General features: G+C 64.6%; 20 protein-coding genes and 1 tRNA gene. 11 read left to right on the top strand and 10 right to left on the bottom strand.

Annotation, left to right across the window (positions count from 1 at the left end):
* Positions 1-160 precede the first annotated feature (160 nt).
* From K408_RS0111660 to ptsN, 8 genes are all read left to right on the top strand, one after another.
* Positions 161-1,483 carry a UbiA family prenyltransferase gene (locus tag K408_RS0111660; RefSeq protein ID WP_024338619.1) on the top strand — a complete coding sequence of 441 codons (1,323 nt, stop codon included), beginning with the start codon at positions 161-163 and terminating at the stop codon, positions 1,481-1,483.
* Positions 1,484-1,597: 114 nt separating this feature from the next.
* On the top strand, positions 1,598-2,212 hold the full coding sequence (locus K408_RS0111665) for a ribonuclease D (protein ID WP_024338618.1): 615 nt from the start codon (positions 1,598-1,600) through the stop codon (positions 2,210-2,212).
* 164 nt (positions 2,213-2,376) lie between these two features.
* A complete protein-coding gene (lptC, locus tag K408_RS0111670) occupies positions 2,377-3,111 on the top strand; it encodes an LPS export ABC transporter periplasmic protein LptC (protein WP_024338617.1) in 735 nt (244 codons plus the stop codon).
* Positions 3,108-3,836, top strand: coding sequence for an LptA/OstA family protein (locus tag K408_RS0111675; protein WP_028145874.1), 729 nt, complete (start codon positions 3,108-3,110; stop codon positions 3,834-3,836). Before lptC ends, K408_RS0111675 begins: the two co-directional genes overlap by 4 nt.
* A 222-nt stretch (positions 3,837-4,058) precedes the next feature.
* On the top strand, positions 4,059-5,054 hold the full coding sequence (gene lptB / locus K408_RS0111680; protein WP_024338615.1) for an LPS export ABC transporter ATP-binding protein: 996 nt from the start codon (positions 4,059-4,061) through the stop codon (positions 5,052-5,054).
* Between the two features lie 89 nt (positions 5,055-5,143).
* Complete coding sequence (gene rpoN, locus K408_RS0111685) at positions 5,144-6,781, top strand: RNA polymerase factor sigma-54 (RefSeq protein ID WP_024338614.1); 1,638 nt, start codon at positions 5,144-5,146, stop codon at positions 6,779-6,781.
* Between the two features lie 83 nt (positions 6,782-6,864).
* Positions 6,865-7,470 (top strand): ribosome hibernation-promoting factor, HPF/YfiA family, encoded by a 606-nt coding sequence (gene hpf / locus K408_RS0111690; protein WP_024338613.1) that lies wholly within the window; start codon positions 6,865-6,867, stop codon positions 7,468-7,470.
* Between the two features lie 229 nt (positions 7,471-7,699).
* Positions 7,700-8,161 (top strand): PTS IIA-like nitrogen regulatory protein PtsN, encoded by a 462-nt coding sequence (gene ptsN / locus K408_RS0111695; RefSeq protein ID WP_008141251.1) that lies wholly within the window; start codon positions 7,700-7,702, stop codon positions 8,159-8,161.
* Positions 8,162-8,425: 264 nt separating this feature from the next.
* Here the strand turns inward: ptsN and K408_RS0111700 are convergent, their stop codons facing one another.
* From K408_RS0111700 to K408_RS0111735, 8 genes are all read right to left on the bottom strand, one after another.
* A complete protein-coding gene (locus K408_RS0111700) occupies positions 8,426-8,698 on the bottom strand; it encodes a BQ00720 family protein (protein WP_011083553.1) in 273 nt (90 codons plus the stop codon).
* 50 nt (positions 8,699-8,748) lie between these two features.
* Positions 8,749-9,174 carry an Hsp20 family protein gene (locus K408_RS0111705; RefSeq protein WP_024338612.1) on the bottom strand — a complete coding sequence of 142 codons (426 nt, stop codon included), beginning with the start codon at positions 9,172-9,174 and terminating at the stop codon, positions 8,749-8,751.
* Between the two features lie 269 nt (positions 9,175-9,443).
* Positions 9,444-10,532 (bottom strand): sn-glycerol-3-phosphate import ATP-binding protein UgpC, encoded by a 1,089-nt coding sequence (locus K408_RS0111710; protein ID WP_024338611.1) that lies wholly within the window; start codon positions 10,530-10,532, stop codon positions 9,444-9,446.
* A 121-nt stretch (positions 10,533-10,653) separates the two neighbouring features.
* Positions 10,654-11,502, bottom strand: a complete 849-nt coding sequence (gene ugpE / locus K408_RS0111715) for a sn-glycerol-3-phosphate ABC transporter permease UgpE (protein ID WP_024338610.1) — start codon at positions 11,500-11,502, stop codon at positions 10,654-10,656.
* Positions 11,502-12,383, bottom strand: coding sequence for a sn-glycerol-3-phosphate ABC transporter permease UgpA (gene ugpA, locus K408_RS0111720; protein WP_024338609.1), 882 nt, complete (start codon positions 12,381-12,383; stop codon positions 11,502-11,504). Before ugpA ends, ugpE begins: the two co-directional genes overlap by 1 nt.
* 49 nt (positions 12,384-12,432) lie before the next feature.
* A complete protein-coding gene (gene ugpB / locus K408_RS0111725) occupies positions 12,433-13,749 on the bottom strand; it encodes a sn-glycerol-3-phosphate ABC transporter substrate-binding protein UgpB (RefSeq protein WP_024338608.1) in 1,317 nt (438 codons plus the stop codon).
* A 371-nt stretch (positions 13,750-14,120) separates the two neighbouring features.
* The gene (locus K408_RS0111730) at positions 14,121-15,341 is read right to left on the bottom strand and encodes a CaiB/BaiF CoA transferase family protein (protein WP_035698016.1); all 1,221 of its coding nucleotides are present in this window, start codon (positions 15,339-15,341) and stop codon (positions 14,121-14,123) included.
* Between the two features lie 170 nt (positions 15,342-15,511).
* Entirely contained in the window at positions 15,512-15,937 is a 426-nt protein-coding gene (locus K408_RS0111735) for an organic hydroperoxide resistance protein (RefSeq protein ID WP_024338606.1), read from the bottom strand.
* Between the two features lie 152 nt (positions 15,938-16,089).
* Here K408_RS0111735 and K408_RS0111740 point away from each other — a divergent pair, with 152 nt between their 5' ends.
* The gene (locus tag K408_RS0111740; protein ID WP_024338605.1) at positions 16,090-16,551 is read left to right on the top strand and encodes a MarR family winged helix-turn-helix transcriptional regulator; all 462 of its coding nucleotides are present in this window, start codon (positions 16,090-16,092) and stop codon (positions 16,549-16,551) included.
* Positions 16,552-16,650: 99 nt separating this feature from the next.
* Here K408_RS0111740 and K408_RS0111745 read toward each other — a convergent pair.
* Positions 16,651-16,726, bottom strand: a tRNA-Ala gene (locus K408_RS0111745).
* A 95-nt stretch (positions 16,727-16,821) separates the two neighbouring features.
* On the bottom strand, positions 16,822-17,229 hold the full coding sequence (locus K408_RS0111750; protein WP_024338604.1) for a TIGR02300 family protein: 408 nt from the start codon (positions 17,227-17,229) through the stop codon (positions 16,822-16,824).
* A 157-nt stretch (positions 17,230-17,386) separates the two neighbouring features.
* On the opposite strand from K408_RS0111750, the gene aroA reads away from it, so the two are divergent.
* Together aroA and cmk are read left to right on the top strand one after the other, a co-directional pair.
* Positions 17,387-18,724 carry a 3-phosphoshikimate 1-carboxyvinyltransferase gene (aroA, locus tag K408_RS0111755; RefSeq protein ID WP_024338603.1) on the top strand — a complete coding sequence of 446 codons (1,338 nt, stop codon included), beginning with the start codon at positions 17,387-17,389 and terminating at the stop codon, positions 18,722-18,724.
* Entirely contained in the window at positions 18,721-19,359 is a 639-nt protein-coding gene (gene cmk, locus K408_RS0111760) for a (d)CMP kinase (protein WP_024338602.1), read from the top strand. The genes aroA and cmk overlap by 4 nt, the downstream gene beginning before the upstream one ends.
* Positions 19,360-19,457: the final 98 nt, after the last annotated feature.

Below are 19,457 nucleotides of genomic sequence, written 5' to 3' on the forward strand. Positions count from 1 at the left end.
ATCCCTGCAACAGTCCTGCAGCCCGATCGAGGTTCGTACCGCTGCCCTGGTCCGCCGATTAAGCCGCCTTTAGCGAATGCTCCGCTAATGTCCTGACCTTCCATTTCCCTGCTCCCCGGCCGAATGCCGGTCATGTTGCGGTAATTCAGAGCGTTTTCGGATGGAGCAGCCTGCCCGGCACTACGATCCTGGCGTGTCCGAGCCGGCAGCAAGCCCGGCGGCGGACCGGACGCTCGTCATCGATCTCGAAGGCGCCCTGCTGCGTTCCGAGCTGCTGATGGAGGCGCTGTTCTCCAGTCCCGGACGCATGCTGGCCCGCTTCGGCGCCGGCGGACGCGCCGGCATGGCGGCGCTCACGGATGTCCTGGCGCGGGCCGAGATCGACTATGCCCATCTGCCCTATGATTCCGACGTGCTGAACCGGGCGCTGGCGGCGCGGGCGCGAGGTGAGAAGATCTATCTCGTCGCGGATCGCTTTGCCGGTCATGCCGCCGGCATCGCGACGCATCTCGGCTTTGACGGCATCGTCACGCCGGCCGAGCTCGCTGCGGGCGGCCTGCCGTTCGACCGCGCCGCGATCGAGCGGATCGAACGTCGCGGCACCCCGAGGCCCGGCCTCAAGACCTGGGCGAAGGCGCTGCGCGTCTACCAATACGCCAAGAACACGCTGGTATTCGTGCCGGTCATCACCGCGCATCAGCTGAACTTCCAGACGCTCGGCTACGCGCTGCTCGCTTTTCTGGCGTTCTCGGCCTGCGCGTCGGGCGCCTATCTGATGAACGATCTGCTCGATCTCGCCGCGGACCGGCAGCATCCGACCAAGCGCCATCGCGCGCTCGCCGCCGGCGAATTGCCGATCTCGTCGGCGCTGGCGGCGATCCCCGTGTTGTGGTTGCTTGCGGTCGGAGCTAGCCTCTGCATCTCGCCCCTCTTCCTCGCTGTGCTCGGCGCCTATCTCGCCACCACGATCGCCTATTCGCTCGTGCTCAAGCGCAAGATGCTGGTCGACATCGTCACCCTCGCCGCTCTCTACACGCTCCGCATCGTCGCCGGCGCCGTCGGTGTCGGCGTGGTGCTGTCGGAATGGCTCTTGATCTTCTCGCTGTTCGTGTTCACCTCGCTGGCGCTGATCAAGCGCTTCAGCGAACTCAGCATGCGCGAGAGCGCAGGGCTCGCCGATCCCTCCAATCGAGACTACAGGATCACCGATTTGCACGTCATCGCCGCGATGGCGGCGGCGAGTGCGATGAACGCGGTGACGGTGTTCTCACTCTATGTCTCCTCGTCTGCGGTGACGCCGCTCTACAGCCGTCCCTGGATGCTGTGGCTGCTCACCCCGCTGCTGCTGTACTGGTTCGGCCGCGCCCTGATGATGGCGCATCGCCGCGAGATGCCGGACGATCCGATCCTGTACGCGTTCCGGGATGGGCCCAGCCGCATCGCGGTCGCGGCGATGATCTGCATCATGCTCGCCGCGATCTGACCGCCCGTAAGTCACGGCCGCCGCTTGCGTCACCTGCCGCCACTGGCTACATCGCGGTCCATCCGATTAGCCTATGATATCGCGCACCGAATCGATCCGAGGTTTTGACACGCCATGACCGTACGCCTGCACCGCGGCGACTTGCCCGACCTGTCCCGCTACACCGGAGCGGTGGCGATCGACACCGAGACCATGGGGCTGAACCCGCATCGCGACCGGCTCTGCGTGGTGCAGCTCTCGCCCGGCGACGGCAGCGCCGACGTGGTGCAGATCCCCAAGGGGCACACCGACGCGCCGAACCTGAAGGCGCTGCTCGCCGATCCGGCGGTGACCAAGATCTTCCACTTCGCGCGGTTCGACGTCGCGGTGCTTTACCAGACCTTCGGCGTCATGACCGGGCCGATCTATTGCACCAAGATCGCCTCCCGCCTGACCCGCACCTATACCGACCGCCATGGTCTCAAGGATCTCGTGCGCGAGGTCCTCAACATCGACCTTTCCAAGCAGCAGCAGTCCAGCGACTGGGGTTCCGACAACCTGACCGAGCCGCAGCTCGCCTATGCCGCCTCCGACGTGCTGCATCTGCATGGCTTGCGCGAGCGGCTCGACACCATGCTGGTCCGGGAAGGCCGCAGCAAGCTCGCCCAGGCCTGTTTCGACTTCCTGCCGACCCGGGCATTGCTCGACCTCCAGGGCTGGTCGGAAGAGGACATCTTCGCGCATTCCTGAAGGCCCTGCGCGGCAGTTGGCCCGAGCTTGCCGCCCCGTTTCGGACACTTTCGTAACCGCCTGTCGCCGGCTGCATATTTGGCCGGCCCGGGATAGAGTGGAACGTCCTTCAACCGGACAAGGCGAGGCATATCTCAGGAGCCCAGGTTGACTCAGGAGCCCAGGTGAATTCGGCCCAGAATCCGACCTACGACGCCGCGCTCGCGGCGAAGTTTGCCAGCGCGGCGCGCCACAGCCGCCTGGTGCGGATCCTGCGCGTGGCCGTGCCGGGGGCGGTGCTGCTGTCCATGGCGGTCATTGTCGGCGTGTCGATCTTCAACCCGTTCCGCATGCTGATGCCGAAGCTGCCGCTCGATTCCGGGAACCTGGTGGTCTCGGGCACCAAGATCACGATGGAATCGCCGCATCTGGCCGGCTTCACGCCGGACCAGCGGCCCTACGAGCTCTGGGCCAAGACCGCGACCCAGGACATCACCGACCCGGATCATGTCGATCTCTCCGATGTGCGCGCAAAGGTGCTGATGGAGGACCAATCCACCCTGTTGCTCGATGCCCGCACCGGCCGCTTCGACAACAAGCAGCAGCAGCTCGAGCTGCGCAAGGACATCTTCCTGCGCACCTCGGCCGGCTATGAGGCGCGGCTGAACTCCGCCTTTGTCGACATGGGCAAGGGCACGGTCTCCTCGGACGAGCGTGTCGACGTCAAGCTCACCAACGGCACGCTGACCGCAGACAGGCTGCGCATCACCGAAGGCGGCGAACTCATCCGCTTCGAGGGCAATGTGGTGATGCATCTGGAAAAGCTGGATGATCCTGCCGCCGCACAGCCTGCGCCTGCAGACCCTGCCCCGCCGGCAAAGCCACGTACGCCTCAGAACAAGGCCGCCAGTTCAAGATGATTTTGATGACCAGGATTCTTTCGCGTGGCGCCGGCAAGCGGTGCGGCATCTCTGGCGCAGCCGCGCTCGCCGCCGGCCTCGCGCTGCTCGTCACCGGTGCGGCCGTCGCGCAGAGCACGATGCAGGGCGTGCCCAATGCGATGCAGGGCTTTTCGCAGAACCGCGATCAGCCGATCCAGATCGAGGCGGCCTCGCTCGAGATGCGCGACAAGAAGAAGGAGGCGACCTTCGCCGGCAATGTGAAGGTGGTGCAGGGGGACACCACGATGACCTCGAAGACGCTCGTGGTGTTCTACGATTCCGGCGGTGGCGAAAAGCCGGCCGCGCCGCAGCCCGCGGCGAAGGGCGCGAAATCGGCTCCGATGCAATCGGCGACGCCGGGACCCGGAGGCAGCTCCTCGATCAAGCGGCTGGAGGCACGCGGCAATGTCGTGGTCACCCAGAAGGATCAGGTGGTGACGGGCGAGACCGCCGTGTTCGACACCAGGACCAACCTCATCACCATGCTCGGAGGCGTGGTCTTGACGCAATGCAAGAACGTCCTGCGCGGTGACCGCCTGATGGTCGACATGACGACCGGCGTCTCGCGTGTGGAATCCGACAGCGGCCGGGTTCAGGCGCTGCTGCCGCAGGGCGGCGGCAGCGATTGCGGCCCAGCGGGGCAGGGTGCCAAACCCGGCGCGGCGCCGCCTCTGCAATTGCCCGGTGCAAGTAAACAAAAGTAAGTCCAACCACTTGCTTCGGGTGCGCCCGATCCAAGGTTGAAGCTTGGCTGGCGAGACTGTATCTAGCGCGCAGGGCTTTCGAAGCGGGGCCGCCGCTTTTCGGGCGTGTTTCACTGGGCATGAGACATCCCTTCACCCAGTTGCGTCAGCGGATTGGTCAGGCTGGCGCGGCAGATCGCGCAAAAGTCGCGCAAAGAGCACGCGCAACGCTAGAAGGCGGGGATGGTCGATCTCTTCAGCATGTTCCGTCGGCGCCCCGCCAAGCGCGGCCGGCCAGGATTTGCGCGCCAGGACATCACCGCGCTCGGTGACAGCGTCGGTGGCCTCGTGCCCAGTCCTGTCCGCGACGCACCGCCGATCGCCCGGGATCAGCCGATGCGCGCGCCCGATCCGTTCCAGGGTGACTATCAGGTCGAGCCGCCGCGCCCGCAGGCTGTTCACCCCCTGAGAAGCGCCGCCGCGTCCAATGGCGGCGGTCCTCAGCTGCTGAAGCGGCCGGGCTTCCTGGCCGTGCATGGCGTGAAAAAGTCCTTCGGCAGCCGTCAGGTCGTGCGCGGCGTCAGTATTTATGTGCGGCGCGGCGAAGCGGTCGGCCTGCTCGGGCCGAACGGCGCCGGCAAGACCACCGTGTTCTACATGATCACCGGGCTGATCAAGGCCGACCACGGCGCGATCGAGCTCGACGGCCACGACGTCACCAAGCTGCCGATGTATCAGCGTGCGCGGCTCGGCATCGGGTATCTGCCGCAGGAAGCCTCGATCTTCCGCGGCCTCACCGTCGAGCAGAATATCCGCGCCGTGCTCGAAGTGGTGGAGCCCTCGCGCAAGAAGCGCGAGCAGCAGCTCGATTCGCTGCTCGACGAGTTCAACATCACCCGCCTGCGCAAATCGCCTTCGATCGCGCTGTCAGGCGGTGAGCGGCGCCGCGTCGAGATCGCACGCGCGCTGGCGACGCGGCCGAACTACATGCTGCTCGACGAGCCCTTCGCCGGCATCGACCCGATCGCGGTCGGTGACATCCAGGATCTGGTCCGCCACCTCACCAATCGCGGCATCGGCGTGCTCATCACCGACCACAACGTCCGCGAGACGCTCGGTCTCACCGATCGCGCCTATATCGTCTATGCCGGGGAAATCTTGACCGAGGGAACCCCGGATGAGATCGTCGCGGATCCGGACGTTCGTCGTCTTTACCTTGGCGAGGAATTCCGCCTCTAGCCCGTTTTTGCGTTTCGTCAAGACGTGTACATCGGGCTCAGACTAGGATAAGCAAAAATCGGACCAATTTAGGGATCGGTTCTTGCTTCATGGCCCTCACGCAGAGATTAGAGTTCCGGCAGTCGCAGTCGCTGGTCATGACGCCGCAGCTGATGCAGGCGATCAAGCTGCTGCAATTGTCCAATCTCGATCTCACGACCTTTGTGGAAGAGGAGCTTGAGCGCAATCCGCTGCTGGAACGGGCCAGTGACGAGGGCCCGGCGGGCGAGTCCCCGGCCGAGGTCGGAAGTTACGGCGATTCCGAGGGTGGCCAGGGGGATGGCCACGGCGACGGTCCGGGCGAGGACGGATTCGGCGGCAGCGGCGACGGTTTCGAGCCCGGCCAGGAAGAATGGATGAGCAAGGATCTCGGCACCCGCGCCGAGATCGAGCAGACCCTGGATACCGGTCTGGACAACGTCTTCTCCGAGGAGCCTGCCGAGGCTGCGGCCCGCACCGCCCAGGACGCCGCGCCGACCACCTATACCGAATGGGGTGGCGGCGCCTCTGGTGACGAAGATTACAATCTCGAAGCCTTTGTCGCGGCCGAGACAACCTTGTCGGATCATCTCGCCGAGCAGCTGTCGGTCGCCTTCGCCGCACCCGCCCAGCGCATGATCGGCCAATACCTGATCGACCTCGTCGACGAGGCCGGCTACCTGCCGCCCGATCTCGGCCAGGCCGCCGAGCGGCTCGGCGCGTCGCAACAGGACGTCGAAGCCGTCCTCGCGGTGCTGCAGAAATTCGATCCGCCCGGCGTCTGCGCGCGTTCTTTGAGTGAATGCCTGGCGATCCAGCTCCGCGAGCTCGACCGCTACGACCCGGCGATGCAGGCTCTCGTCGAGCATCTCGATCTCCTCGCCAAGCGCGACATTGCGTCCTTGCGCAAGCTGTGCGGCGTCGACGACGAGGACATCGCCGACATGATCGGCGAAATCCGCCGTCTCAATCCCAAGCCCGGCATGAAGTTCGGCTCGGCGCGCCTGCAGACCATGGTGCCCGACGTCTATGTCCGTCCGGGCCCCGACGGCGGCTGGCATGTCGAGCTCAACAGCGACACGTTGCCGCGTGTGCTGGTCAACCAGACCTACTATTCCGAGCTGTCGAAGAAGATCGGCAAGGATGGCGACAAGTCCTATTTCACCGACGCGCTCCAGAACGCGACCTGGCTCGTGCGCGCGCTCGACCAACGCGCCCGCACCATCCTGAAAGTCGCAACCGAGATCGTGCGGCAGCAGGACGGCTTCTTCACCCATGGCGTGGCTCACTTGCGGCCGCTCAATCTGAAGGCCGTCGCCGACGCCATCCAGATGCATGAATCCACGGTGTCGCGCGTGACCGCCAACAAGTACATGGCGACCAACCGCGGCACGTTCGAGCTGAAATATTTCTTCACGGCCTCGATCGCCTCGGCCGATGGCGGCGAGGCGCATTCGGCCGAAGCCGTGCGTCACCATATCAAGCAGCTGATCGATTCCGAGGAGCCCTCGGCGATCTTGTCGGATGACACCATCGTGGAACGCTTGCGCGCCTCGGGCATTGATATTGCCCGCCGCACGGTCGCGAAGTACCGCGAAGCCATGCGCATACCCTCCTCGGTGCAACGCCGCCGCGACAAGCAGAGCGCTCTTGGTAACGTCCTCTCCACCGCATTGTCTGATCGCTCCCGCAACACCGAGCCGGCCTGATTGCGCTGGCGCGAAATCGCGCTACTCTCATCTCCCTTTCGCGATCGATCCAAGCTGGGCAATCAAACCAAGCGAGGCATCAAATGACTCTCCGGGTTTCGGGAAAGAGCATCAGCGTCGGCGAGGCCCTGCGCGGCCGCGTTGCCGAGCGCACCGAAGAGGTGCTGCGCAAATATTTCGACGGCAATTATTCCGGCCACATCACGCTCAGCAAGGACGGCTTCGGCTTTCGCACCGATTGCGCGCTGCATCTCGATTCCGGAATCACGCTGGAAGCTGATTCGAACGCGCCGGATGCCTATGCCAGTGCCGACCAGGCGCTGGTGATGATCGAGAGGCGGCTGCGTCGCTACAAGAACCGCCTCAAGGACCGCTCCGCCCGCAAGGCCCATGCCGCCTCCGAGGCGATGGCTGCACTCGACGCCACCAGCTATGTGCTGGAAGCGCCCGGAGAGGACGAGGAGGAAGTCACCGGCTACAGCCCCGTCATCATCGCCGAGCAAACCACCTCGCTGAAGCGGCTCTCGGTCAGCGAGGCAGTGATGGAACTCGACCTCAGCGGAGCTCCGTGCCTGGTATTCCAGCATGGTTCGTCCGGCCGGGTGAACATCATTTACCGCCGCGCGGACGGCAATGTCGGCTGGATTGATCCGCCGGAAGCCAAGGTCGACGGCAAGTCGGACGGTTAGGCCGGGGGACCGGCACCCGTACCATTCCGGCCCTTAACAATGGCCGTGGCAAAGCCGCACGCGGGAGTTGGCACCGGGATTGCGTTGGAGTAGAAGCCCCCCACATCAGGACCTAACGGGACTTGGGCTAAGTCCGCCTCCTGCTTCATGTTATTGACGCCGGCTCAGCTTGGTCTATCAAGCGGGCCAATTCGGAACCTGACGGCTTCATTCACCTCGGAAACCCTCCATGCCGATTACCGATCTGGTCGCACCCGAGGCGATTCTCCCGGCATTGAAGGTCAACAGCAAGAAGCAGGCCCTGCAGGAGCTCGCCGCCAAGGCCGCCGAGCTGACCGGGCAGAACGAGCGCTCCGTGTTCGAGGTGCTGCTGCAACGGGAGAAGCTCGGCACCACCGCGGTCGGCTATGGCGTCGCCATTCCGCACGGCAAGCTGCCCAAGCTGGAAAAGATCTTCGGCCTGTTCGCGCGCCTCGATCGCCCGATCGATTTCGAGGCGATGGACGGCCAGCCGGTCGATCTCGTCTTCCTGCTGCTCGCGCCCGAAGGCGCCGGCGCCGATCATTTGAAGGCGCTCGCCCGCATCGCCCGCCTCTTGCGCGACCAGGACATCGCCAAGAAGCTCCGCGCCTCGCGCGATGCCCAGGCGATCTATTCGGTGCTGGCTCTGCCGCCGGCGACGGCGGCCTGAGCCTCATCGCGAGGCGCAACTGCGGCAACATCCGCCTTTCGTGCCTAGCTCTCGACACCGTCATTGCGAGGAGCCTTGCGACGAAGCAATCCAGAGTCCCTCCGCGCGAGGATCTGGATTGCGTCTCGAAGCCTCATCGGCCGCGCTTTGCGCGAACCCGTCGGCTCCGAATGATGATGCGCATATCATCACTCAAAATGAAAACGGGCACGCCTTCGCTCGAAGGCATGCCCGCTCAAAACTCTCTTCGTACGACGCGCGTGCTCAGTGCACGCTGACGGCTTGCAGCTCGTTGCTCCAGGCGTTGGCGACCGCGGCTTCGCGGCTGTCGGTCAGCATGATCGGCGTGCCGTCGGCGGCATGAAGCGCGAACAGCTTGAGGCCCGGCGCGATTTTCGGCGCCTCCGGAAACAGGCCCGGCACGTCTTCGGAGCGGATCTGCTTCACATAGGCGATATGGCCTTCGCCCAGAGTTGCCAGCGTCTCCGGAGAGACGTTCTTGGCTTCGTATTCGAACGCAACGTGACCTTCACTCATGGTCTCGACTCCTCTGGAACACTAAGCGGTCGAGTCCGCTACTCGTTCCATTATTCGTGCTCATTGATAGCGATTGTCTTAACGATCCTCTCCGGCTCAGGCCGGGCCAGATCGATCGACAACAACCCGTTCTTCAGATCCGCACCCAGCACCAGCATCCCTTCCGCCAGCACGAAGGTGCGCTGGAAGTGGCGCGCGGCGATGCCGCGATGGATGTATTGCCGGGTCTTGTCGTCCTGCTGCCGCCCGCGGATCACGAGCTGGTTTTCCTCAATGGTTACATCGAGTTGGTCGCGGGTGAATCCGGCAACCGCCAGCGTGATGCGCAAACGCTCGGGCTGGCCGTCCGTGCGGTCACACCTCTCGATATTGTAGGGAGGGTAGCCGTCGGCGCCTTTGACGACGCGGTCGAGCACGCGCTCGATCTCGTCGAAGCCCAGCAGGAAGGGACTGGAGAGCGTTGGAACACGAGACATAGTTTACAAAGTCCTCGCGGAAGCGACTTTGGTGTGTCGGGGCCCGTAGTGGCACCCCTTGCCCAGCAATATGGGCACGTTCTGCTGTGGGTTCAAGCACGTAGCGGGGGGCTGTGGATGGTCGCCCGGCCGTCAGGTGCTGCCGGACGTCATGCCCGGGACAAGCCCGGGCACGACGAAGTTGCGGGCGAATACCCCAGCGAAAACATGGCGTCTTCTACTGTGCATGGGGTTGTTTTTGCGCTCGGGTTGTCGGGGGCCGGAACCCCTCAGGCCTCGAGCCGCTTGCGCCCGTCGCCGCTGAACAGATGCAGCTTCGCCGGTCGTGCGGCGACGCGGATCCTCGCGCCGATCGCGGGGGCTTCGGTTCCGGGAATGCGGACGATGATCTCGCCGGGCGGCAGCTCGCCGGGGGTGGCGGCGACGTGCTTCTCCTCCTGCTCACGGGAGCCGTAGACGAAGGTTTCCGCGCCGACGCGCTCGATCGCTTCCACGGTGAGCGGCAGCGCGACGCCGCCGTCCGGGGTCTGGTCGGTGATGACGAAATCCTCCGGGCGGATGCCGAGGACGCCGGCGTCGGCCGCCGCGCTGCCCGCCAGCTGCGACCGGATCTCCTCGGGACGCGTCGACATCAAGTTCATCGGCGGTGCGCCGATGAAGGAGGCGACGAAGGTGGTCGCCGGCTTTTCGTAGATCGCCAGGGGATTACCGACCTGCTCGACCTGCCCCCCGTTCATCACGACGAGAATGTCGGCGAGCGTCATCGCCTCGAGCTGGTCATGGGTGACGTAGATCGACGTGGTGTTGAGTCGGCGCTGCAGTCTGCGGATCTCGACGCGCATCGCGATGCGCAGCTTGGCGTCGAGGTTGGAGAGCGGCTCGTCGAACAGGAATACCTTCGGCTGGCGCACGATGGCGCGACCCATGGCGACGCGCTGGCGCTGACCGCCGGAGAGCTGGCGCGGCTTGCGGTCCAGCATCGCGGAGAGCTCGAGCACGCGCGCGGCTTCCTCGACGCGGGTCTTGATCTCGGCTTCGGCCATGCCGCGGTTGCGCAGGCCATAGGCCATGTTGTTGTAGACGCTCATATGCGGATAGAGCGCGTAGTTCTGGAACACCATCGCGATATCGCGATCGGCGGGTTCGATTCCGTTGACGACACGGCCGCCGATGTCGATCTCGCCGCCGGTGACGGTCTCGAGGCCCGCGACCATGCGCAGGAGCGTGGACTTGCCGCAGCCGGAGGGACCGACCAGCACGCAGAATTGTCCGTCGCCGACATCGACGTCGACGCCCTTGATGGCCTCGAAGCCGCCGGGATAGGTCTTGCGGACGTTGCGCAGGGTGACGTTAGCCATTGCGAGCTCCGCTCGGGCGAGTGGCGGATCGTGAGTGGCGAGTAGTTGATCTGCTTGGAATGCAACGCCCGTTCGATCGTCGGCGTACGATTCGCCATTCGCTACTCACTATTCGCCCCTCTCACTTTTCAGTCTCGACCAGGCCGCGCACGAACAGCTTCTGCATGACGACGACGACGAACACCGGCGGCAGCATGGCCAGCACGGCGGTTGCCATCACGATCGGCCATTCGGTCAGCGCGTCGGTGGTGGTGATCATCTTGCGGATGCCGATCTGGATCGTCTGCATGTCGTCGCGCGTCGTGATCAGCAGCGGCCAGAGATATTGATTCCAGCCGAGGATGAACAGGATCACGAACAGCGCCGCCATGTTGGTGCGCGACAGCGGCAGCAGCGTATCCCAGAAGAAGCGGAAGGGGCCTGCGCCGTCGATGCGCGAGGCCTCCAGCAATTCGTCCGGCACGGTCATGAAGAACTGGCGGAACAGCAGCGTCGCGGTGGCGGATGCGATCAGCGGCAGCGACAGGCCGGCATAGCTGTCGAGCATGTGCAGATCGGCGACGATCTTGTAGGTCGGATAGATGCGCACCTCGACCGGCAGCATCAGCGTGATGAAGATCAGCCAGAAGATCGCCATCCGGAACGGAAAGCGGAAATACACGATCGCATAGGCCGAGATGATCGAGATCGCGATCTTGCCGATCGCGATCAGGAGCGCCATCACCAGCGAGTTCAGCATCATGTTGCCGACCGGCTCGCGGGTCGAGCCGCTCGTGCCGACGAAGATCGTCTGGTAGTAGGTCTCGAAGAAATGACCGCCGGGCAGCAGCGACATCTGGCCGTTCGCGATCACCGCGTTGTCCTGGGACGACGCGATGATTGCGAGATAGACCGGGAAGGCGACGATCGCGATCCCGATCCAGAGGATGATGTGGGCGATGTAGCGCCGGAAGCCTTCTTCCTCGACCATCAGTAGGTCACCTTGCGTTCGACGAAGCGGAACTGGATTCCGGTCAGCACGATGACCATGATCATCAGGATCACCGATTGCGCAGCCGAGCTGCCGAGGTTTCCGCCGAGCAGGCCGTCGGTATAGACCTTGTAGACCAGCGTCTCCGTCGACTTGCCGGGACCGCCGCGGGTCATGGTGTCGATGATGCCGAACGTGTCGAAGAAGGCGTAGACGATGTTCACGACCAGGAGGAAGAAGATGGTCGGCGACAGCAGCGGGAACGTCACGGTCCAGAACCGCCGCATCGGCCGGGCGCCGTCGATCGCGGCGGCTTCGAGCACGCTTTTGGGGATGCTCTGCAGGCCGGCGAGGAAGAACAGGAAATTGTAGGAGATCTGCTTCCAGGCGGCGGCGAGGATGATCAGCGCTGCGGCCTGGTCGCCGTCGAGCAGCGGATTCCAGTCGACGCCGAGCGCGCGCAGATAGCGCGAGAGCACGCCGAGCGAGGGATGCAGCATGAAGATCCAGAGCACGCCGACGACCGGCGGAGCCACCGCATAGGGCCAGATCAGGAGCGTGCGGTAGAGCATCGAGCCGCGCAGCGGCTTGTCCGCCATCACCGCGAGCAGCAGCGCAAAAGACAGCGACGACACCGCGATCGCAAACGAGAAGAAGAAGGTGCGCAGGATCGCCTCGAAATAGGCGGGCTCCTTGAACAGATCGATGTAATTTTCGAACCAGACGAAGCTGGTCGAAAGGCCGAAGGCATCTTGGAGCAGGAACGACTGGATCATCGCCTGCAAGGCCGGCCAGTAGAAGAAAACCAGGACGATCGCGAGCTGCGGTGCAACCAGCGCGTAGGGCAATAGCTTCGACTGGAAAATGGCTTGCTTTTGCATGATGCCCGCGGGAGCGGCAGGCCGGCTGACCGGCCTGCCGCTTGTCGCCTTACTTGACGGCGGTCTTTTCGAACTGGCGCAGCATGGTGTTGCCGCGCTCCACGGCCGAATCCAGCGCCTGCTTGGCGGTCTTCTTGCCGGCCAGGGCCTGCTCGATCTCTTCCGACCAGACGTCGCGGAGCTGCACCATGTTGCCGAGGCGCAGGCCGCGCGAGTTCTCGGTCGGCTCCTTGTTGGTCAGCTCGAGCAGCGGGGTCTCGAGATAAGGCTGATCCTTGTAGAAGCCTTCCGCCTTGGCCTTCTCATAGGCCGCCTTGGTGATCGGCAGATAGCCCGACGATTTGTGGATATAGACCTGGCGATCCGTATCGGACAGGAAGGTCAGGAACTTCGCTACACCCTTGTACTCCTCGGCCGACTTGCCACCCATGATCCAGAGCGAGGCGCCGCCGATGATCGAATTCTGCGGTGCGCCCTTCACGTCGGGATAGTAGGGCATCGGCACCGCGGTGAAGGCGAACTTGGCCTGCGCCTTGACGTTGCCGAAGAACGCCGACGAGGTCAGGTAGAGGGGGCATTCGCCCGACGTGAAGCGGCCTTCGCCGGTGTTGGTCCGGCCGGCATAGTCGTAGGTCTTGTCCTTCTGGAGCTCGACGAGGTTCTCCAGATGCTTGACCTGGAGCGGTCCGTTGAACGAGAGCACGGTATCGAAGCCGTCGAGGCCGTTGGCTTTGGTCGACAGCGGCACGTTGTGCCAGGCGGAGAGCTGCTCGAGATTGACCCAGGTGACCCAGGAGTTGGAGAAGCCGCACGTCGCGTGGCCGGCCGCCTTCAGCTTCTTGGCCGCGTCGAACACTTCGGGCCAGGTCTTCGGGATCTCGACATTGGCCTTCTTCAGTGCGTCGAGATTGACCCACATCACCGTCGACGACGAGTTGAAGGGAAAGGACAGCATCTCGCCCTTCGAGGTCGAATAATAGCCGGTGATCGCGGGCAGATAGGCCTTGGGATCGAACTTCTCGCCGGTCTCGGCCATCAGCTTGTAGACCGGCTTCACGGCGCCGGTCGCGGCCATCATGGTGGCGGTGCCGACCTCGAACACCTGCATGATGTGCGGCGCATTGCCGGCACGGAACGCGGCGATGCCGGCGTTCATCGTGTCGGCGTAGTTGCCCTTGTAGGTCGGGATCACCTTGAAATCGCCCTGCGAGGCGTTGAAGTCGTTGGCGAGCTTGACGATGACGTCGTTGTTGGCGCCGGTCATCGCGTGCCACCACTGGATTTCGGTCACGGCGAGTGCCGGCGAGGCGCCGAAACCAACCGTGAGTGCAACAGCAGCAGCCGCACCAAAATGTCGAAGAGCCATCAAGAAAACCTCCCTTGCCCGTCAATGAAGAAGCGCTTGCGCTAGCAGCGCCATATGACGTTCACATGACTGTGTAAGCGGCCGAAACGAAAGCGGCAAGCGCTGCTCGTCAAATAGGCGAAGACGGATCGGGCAGCTTTTCCCGTTCGCGCTGCACTATCGTGCCCGCGCCGCAGCGCGGCATCAGATCATGAGCACCGAAAGAACAGGTCGCGGGCCCGAAAACCTCTCCCGCTTGCGGGAGCGGTCGCGCCGAAGGCGCGGGTGAGGGCTCTGTCCTCTGGGAGATTATCCCGTTGCGGAGACACCTCTCCCAACCCCTCCCCCGCAAGCGGAAGAGGGCGTGCATTGCAATTGAAGCTCGTCTTATCTCAACGCTTGCGCTCGGGGCCGCAGACCGTGCCCTTGGCCACCATCGCGTCGATCTCGGCCTTGGAGTAGCCGAACTCGCCCAGCACCTCCCGGGAGTGCTGGCTGAACTTGGGCGGCAGGCGGCGCAGGCTCGGCTTTGAGCGGTCGAGCCGGATCGGCGAGGCAACGCCCTTGTACCAGTCCTTCTCGATAATATCGCCGCGGTAGATCGTGTGCGGATTGGTCAACGCCTGGTCGATCTTCTGGACGGGACCTGCGGGCAGGCCCGCAGCGAGCAGGCGATCGCACAGCGGCTCGGCCTCGTGCTGGCTGAACACCGCGGCAAGCTCGGCACGCAGCGCCTCCCGGTTGGCGATGCGGTCCTTGTTGCGCGCAAAGCGCGGATCGGTGCCCAGCTCCGGCTTGCCGATCTCCTTGCAGAGCTTGCGGAAGGTGCCGTCATTGCCGACGCCGATGAAGATGTTGTCGGTCTTGGTCGGGAAGATCGCGTAAGGCACAAGGTTCGGGTGCTCGTTGCCGGTGAGGCTCGGCGGCTTCCCATGCATGAAATAGTTCGCGGTGTGCGGATGCATGATGGCAAGGCCGGTCTCGTACAGCGTCGTCTCCAGGAACTGGCCCTTGCCCGAGCGCTGACGTTCCGACAGCGCCATCAGGATGCCGATCGCCGCATAGAGCCCGGTGCCGATGTCGACCAAGGGCACGCCAATCCGCATCGGACCGCTCTCGGGCGAGCCGGTCGCGGCGATCATGCCGGTCATGGCCTGGATGATGGCGTCATAGCCCGGATTGCCGCCGCGCGGGCCGTCGGCGCCGAAGCCGCAGATCCGGCAATGCACGAGGCGCGGGAATTTGTCGCGCAAGGTCTCGTTGCCGATGCCCCACTTCTCCAGCGTGCCCGGCTTGAAATTTTCGATCAGGACGTCGGCGGTCTCCAGCATCTTCAGCAGCACGGCACGGCCGCCCTCGGAGGCGAGGTCGAGGCCGATCGAGCGCTTGTTGCGGTTGATGCCGATGAAATAGGCCGCGTCCTCCTCGTGGAAGGGAGGGCCCCAGTCGCGCACCTCGTCGCCTGCGGGCGGCTCGACCTTGATCACGTCGGCGCCGTGGTCAGCGAGGATCTGGGTACAGTACGGTCCGCCGAGCACGCGCGTGAGATCGATGACGCGCAGTCCGCTCATGGCACCTGGGGCGGCTTCAGAACCCGCGGCTTCAGAACTCATGCCTTCGCTTCTCCTGTGTCGGCGTTCGATCACAGGCCTAGCGAGGTTTTTTTGCGCCAGCAATGGCGCCGCGCGTGGGGCCGTATGCGCCGCCGCGTCATCCCGTGACGTGGCAAATCACGGAAGCGGCCAGCCCGAGGGGGATCCCGGGCCAGCCGATCCGCTCGTGATCAGACGACCGTCAGGCGAACGTCGACGTTGCCGCGCGTGGCATTGGAGTAAGGGCACACCTGGTGCGCCTTCTGAACCAGTGCCTCGGCCTCGGCGCGGGCAAGACCCGGCAGCGAGACGGCGAGGTCGATGTCGAGGCCGAAACCGCCTTCCGAGCGCGGGCCGATGCCGACCGTAGAGGTGACCGAGGCATCGGCCGGAACCTTGGGGCCGCCCTGCGAAGCCACGAACTTCATTGCGCCGATGAAGCAGGCGGCATAGCCCGCCGCGAAAAGCTGCTCGGGATTGTTGCCGGCGCCGCCACCGCCGCCGAGTTCCTTCGGCGTCGTCAGCTTGACGTCGAGCGCGCCGTCGAGGGTCGCGGCATGGCCGTCGCGGCCGCCGGTGGCCTTGGCGCTGGTCTTGTAGAGGACGTTCACGGACATCTTGATCTCCCTGGTGTTGGAGCGAGTGCGACCTATATTGCCTCCAATTAGATTGTGCGCAATTGAAATTCCCATGCCTCACATTTAATTGTTCGCAATTGAATCTGCGGTCGCCCGGCACCACAATGGCGTCAAACCTCGTGAGGTTCGCCATGGCCCGGAAGCATTCGGCAGCGGACGCCCCGCTGCGGCTCGACAACCAGATCTGCTTCGCGGTTTATTCCGCCGCGCACGCCTTCAACCGCGTCTACAAGCCGCTCCTCGACCGGCTCGGCCTGACCTATCCGCAATATCTGGTCATGCTCGTGCTGTGGGAACGCGACGACGTGCCGGTCAAGGAGATCGGCGAAAGGCTGTTTCTGGATTCGGGCACGCTGACGCCGCTGCTCAAGCGGCTCGAGGCCGCCCATCTCGTCAAGCGGACCCGCTCGCGCGAGGACGAGCGACAGGTGCTGATCTCCCTGACCCCGCAGGGCCAGGCGCTGAAGGAAAAGGCGCGGGCCGTGCCGCAGTCGATTTTGGCGGCGTCGAATTGCTCGGTGTCGGAACTGGTGGCGATGAAGGACGAGATCGTCGCGCTGCGGGACAGGCTGAATGCGGTGATCGAGGAGTAGGGGTTAGCAGAGCCGCTTCTTCGAGAAGGCTCGCCCCGAGTGCGACTTCCGATATGTTCCCCGCGCGGCTGCGCCAAGCGTAGCTCGAAGGACGAAGCGTGGTGGAGCCAGGCGGGATCGAACCGCCGACCTCTTGCATGCCATGCAAGCGCTCTCCCAGCTGAGCTATGGCCCCTTAACCCTGGACGAGGTGAATCTGGTGGATCACCCCAACCGCCGAGTCCTAGGCGACTCGCGCGGTGCACCCTTTTTCACAGATCAGGATCGATCTCAAGTCTCTTCATCACCTCCGACATCACCAATGATGTCGGTCACGTCCTCATCGCCCTCTTCCTCGTCGGCAATGAAGGTCGAATCGTCGTCATCGTCGTCGTCGAGGGTCTCGTCGACCTCGATGTCGTCCTCGGATTCGGGCACGATGGCCTTGACCTTGCCCGTGTTCTCCTCGGCATCGGCTTCCTCGAGCGACACCAACTCTTCGGCCTCGGCCGGCTCGGGCGTGGTGTCCTGGGCCATGTTGCGGGCCTCGGCGCCGCGGGACGCGCGTGCGGGTGCGATCGGGGCGATCGGCACCACCTCGCCGGTATAGGGCGAGATCACCGGATTCTTGTTGAGGTCATAGAACTTCTTGCCCGTGGTCGGGCAAATACGTTTGGTTCCGAGTTCGGACTTGGCCACGGCAGGAATCCTGGGAATGTCTGAAAAGCGGTGCTTCACTTGGCTAGTTGGCGGCCGGCTGTCAATAGCGCATTACAGGAGAACGACATGCCCGTGACGGGGCGGGGACCATGTGGTACCTGCCCCCGAGCCTTCGGGCCTATCCAAGGACGCAATCTTGACCCATTCCGACCAACCGAGGCCGCTCCAGTCTCGCGCCAGCGGTCCCTTGACCGGGACAGCACGGGTGCCCGGGGACAAGTCGATCTCCCACCGGGCCCTCATCCTTGGCGCGCTCGCGGTCGGCGAGACCAGGATTTCAGGCCTCCTCGAGGGCGAGGACGTCCTCAACACGGCGAAATCCATGCAGTCGCTGGGCGCCAGGGTCGAGCGAACCGGCGATTTCGCCTGGAAGGTGAACGGCGTGGGCGTTGGCGGCTTCGCCCAGCCCAAGGCGGCGCTGGATTTCGGCAACTCCGGCACTGGCTGCCGCCTGGTCATGGGCGCCGTCGCGGGCTGCCCGATTTCGGCGGTTTTCGATGGCGACGCCTCACTGCGCAGCCGCCCGATGCGCCGGATCCTCGATCCTCTCGAAAAGATGGGCGCCAAGGTCATCGCCGGCGGCGAGGGTGGCCGTCTGCCGCTGACCCTCCAGGGCGCGCGCGATCCGCTGCCGATCGTGTACAAGACCCCGGTCGCTTCGGCCCAGATCAAATCGGCCGTGCTGCTGGCGGGCCTGGCCGCGCCGGGTACCACCACGGTGGTCGAGACCGAGGCCAGCCGCGACCACACCGAACTGATGCTGAAGCATTTTGGTGCCGATATCACCTCAACGCGGGAAGGTCCGCACGGCCGCCGCATCACGCTGGTGGGTCAGCCCGAGCTGTATGGCGCCAGCGTCGTTGTGCCGGCCGATCCCTCCTCGGCCGCCTTTCCGGTCGTCGCGGCGCTGATCGTCGAGGGATCCGATGTCGTGCTGCCGGACGTGATGACCAATCCGCTGCGCACCGGCCTGTTCACCACGCTGCGCGAAATGGGCGCGTCGATCGAGGAGAGTGAGGTGCGCGGCGACGCCGGCGAGCCCATGGCGCGCTTGCGCGTGCGTGCGTCGAAATTGCGCGGCGTCGAGGTGCCGCCGGAGCGCGCGCCGTCGATGATCGACGAATATCTGGTGCTGGCGGTGGCGGCGTCCTTCGCCGAAGGCACGACGATCATGCGCGGCCTGCAGGAGCTGCGCGTCAAGGAATCCGACCGGCTGGAAGCCACCGCCGACATGCTCCGCGTCAACGGCGTCAAGGTCGAGGTTGCCGGCGACGATCTGATCGTGGAAGGCCGCGGCCACGTGCCAGGCGGCGGCGTTGTCGCGACCCACATGGACCATCGCATCGCCATGTCCGCGCTGGTGATGGGCTGTGCCTCCGATCGGCCGGTGAGCGTCGACGACACCGCCTTCATCGCCACCAGTTTCCCGGACTTCATTCCGATGATGCGTTCGCTAGGGGCCGAGTTTTCATGATCATTGCCATCGACGGGCCGGCAGCCTCGGGCAAGGGGACGCTCGGCAAGCGACTCGCCCAGCATTACGGCTATCGTCATCTCGATACCGGCGTGATCTACCGCGCGGTGGCTTATGCGTTGATGCAGTCCGGGCACGATCTCAATGACGAGGCGGCTGCGGTGCAGGCTGCTTTGCAGCTCGATCCCGAAAAGTTCGGCAATCCCGCCCTGAAGACCCAGAAAGCCGGCGAGGGCGCCTCGATCGTCTCCGCGATTCCGCGCGTCCGCGAGGTCCTGGTCAATTTCCAGCGGCAATTCGCTGCCGATCCGCCGGGGGCGGTACTGGACGGCCGTGACATTGGAACCGTGATCTGTCCCCATGCCGACGTGAAGATATTCGTCGTCGCCGACCCCAAGGTCCGGGCTCGCCGCCGGACCGTGGAAGCCAGGGCCAGGGGCGAGGAGGCGGACGAGGCCGCCGTGCTCGCCGACATCATCCAGCGCGACGAGCGCGACAAGAACCGGCCGATCGCGCCTTTGAAACCGGCCCCGGATGCTTACTTGCTAGACAACTCCCAACTGGATATAGAAGGCGGTGTCCGGGCCGCCATCGACATTATCGAGGCCGTCCGAGCGGGCCGGTCGCGGGGGTAAGCCGCAGCCGTCATTGGAGGAAGTGCCCGCTCCCGCTTCTTTGAGGTCGATACCTTCGGTCCCCTGCTTTCGGGACCGGCGCGATCCAGGCTCCGGAC

Origin of the sequence: Bradyrhizobium sp. in8p8, from assembly GCF_000426845.1 — a bacterium.
Lineage (GTDB): Bacteria > Pseudomonadota > Alphaproteobacteria > Rhizobiales > Xanthobacteraceae > Bradyrhizobium > Bradyrhizobium japonicum_C.

Bases quoted from the DNA above. Each gene is read 5' to 3' on its own strand.
- K408_RS0111660 (WP_024338619.1), top strand. From the start codon at position 161: ATGGAGCAGCCTGCCCGGCACTACGATCCTGGCGTGTCCGAGCCGGCA.
- K408_RS0111665 (WP_024338618.1), top strand. From the start codon at position 1,598: ATGACCGTACGCCTGCACCGCGGCGACTTGCCCGACCTGTCCCGCTAC.
- K408_RS0111675 (WP_028145874.1), top strand. From the start codon at position 3,108: ATGATTTTGATGACCAGGATTCTTTCGCGTGGCGCCGGCAAGCGGTGC.
- lptB (WP_024338615.1), top strand. From the start codon at position 4,059: ATGGTCGATCTCTTCAGCATGTTCCGTCGGCGCCCCGCCAAGCGCGGC.
- rpoN (WP_024338614.1), top strand. From the start codon at position 5,144: ATGGCCCTCACGCAGAGATTAGAGTTCCGGCAGTCGCAGTCGCTGGTC.
- hpf (WP_024338613.1), top strand. From the start codon at position 6,865: ATGACTCTCCGGGTTTCGGGAAAGAGCATCAGCGTCGGCGAGGCCCTG.
- ptsN (WP_008141251.1), top strand. From the start codon at position 7,700: ATGCCGATTACCGATCTGGTCGCACCCGAGGCGATTCTCCCGGCATTG.
- K408_RS0111700 (WP_011083553.1), bottom strand. From the start codon at position 8,698: ATGAGTGAAGGTCACGTTGCGTTCGAATACGAAGCCAAGAACGTCTCT.
- K408_RS0111705 (WP_024338612.1), bottom strand. From the start codon at position 9,174: ATGTCTCGTGTTCCAACGCTCTCCAGTCCCTTCCTGCTGGGCTTCGAC.
- K408_RS0111710 (WP_024338611.1), bottom strand. From the start codon at position 10,532: ATGGCTAACGTCACCCTGCGCAACGTCCGCAAGACCTATCCCGGCGGC.
- ugpE (WP_024338610.1), bottom strand. From the start codon at position 11,502: ATGGTCGAGGAAGAAGGCTTCCGGCGCTACATCGCCCACATCATCCTC.
- ugpA (WP_024338609.1), bottom strand. From the start codon at position 12,383: ATGCAAAAGCAAGCCATTTTCCAGTCGAAGCTATTGCCCTACGCGCTG.
- ugpB (WP_024338608.1), bottom strand. From the start codon at position 13,749: ATGGCTCTTCGACATTTTGGTGCGGCTGCTGCTGTTGCACTCACGGTT.
- K408_RS0111730 (WP_035698016.1), bottom strand. From the start codon at position 15,341: ATGAGTTCTGAAGCCGCGGGTTCTGAAGCCGCCCCAGGTGCCATGAGC.
- K408_RS0111735 (WP_024338606.1), bottom strand. From the start codon at position 15,937: ATGTCCGTGAACGTCCTCTACAAGACCAGCGCCAAGGCCACCGGCGGC.
- K408_RS0111740 (WP_024338605.1), top strand. From the start codon at position 16,090: ATGGCCCGGAAGCATTCGGCAGCGGACGCCCCGCTGCGGCTCGACAAC.
- cmk (WP_024338602.1), top strand. From the start codon at position 18,721: ATGATCATTGCCATCGACGGGCCGGCAGCCTCGGGCAAGGGGACGCTC.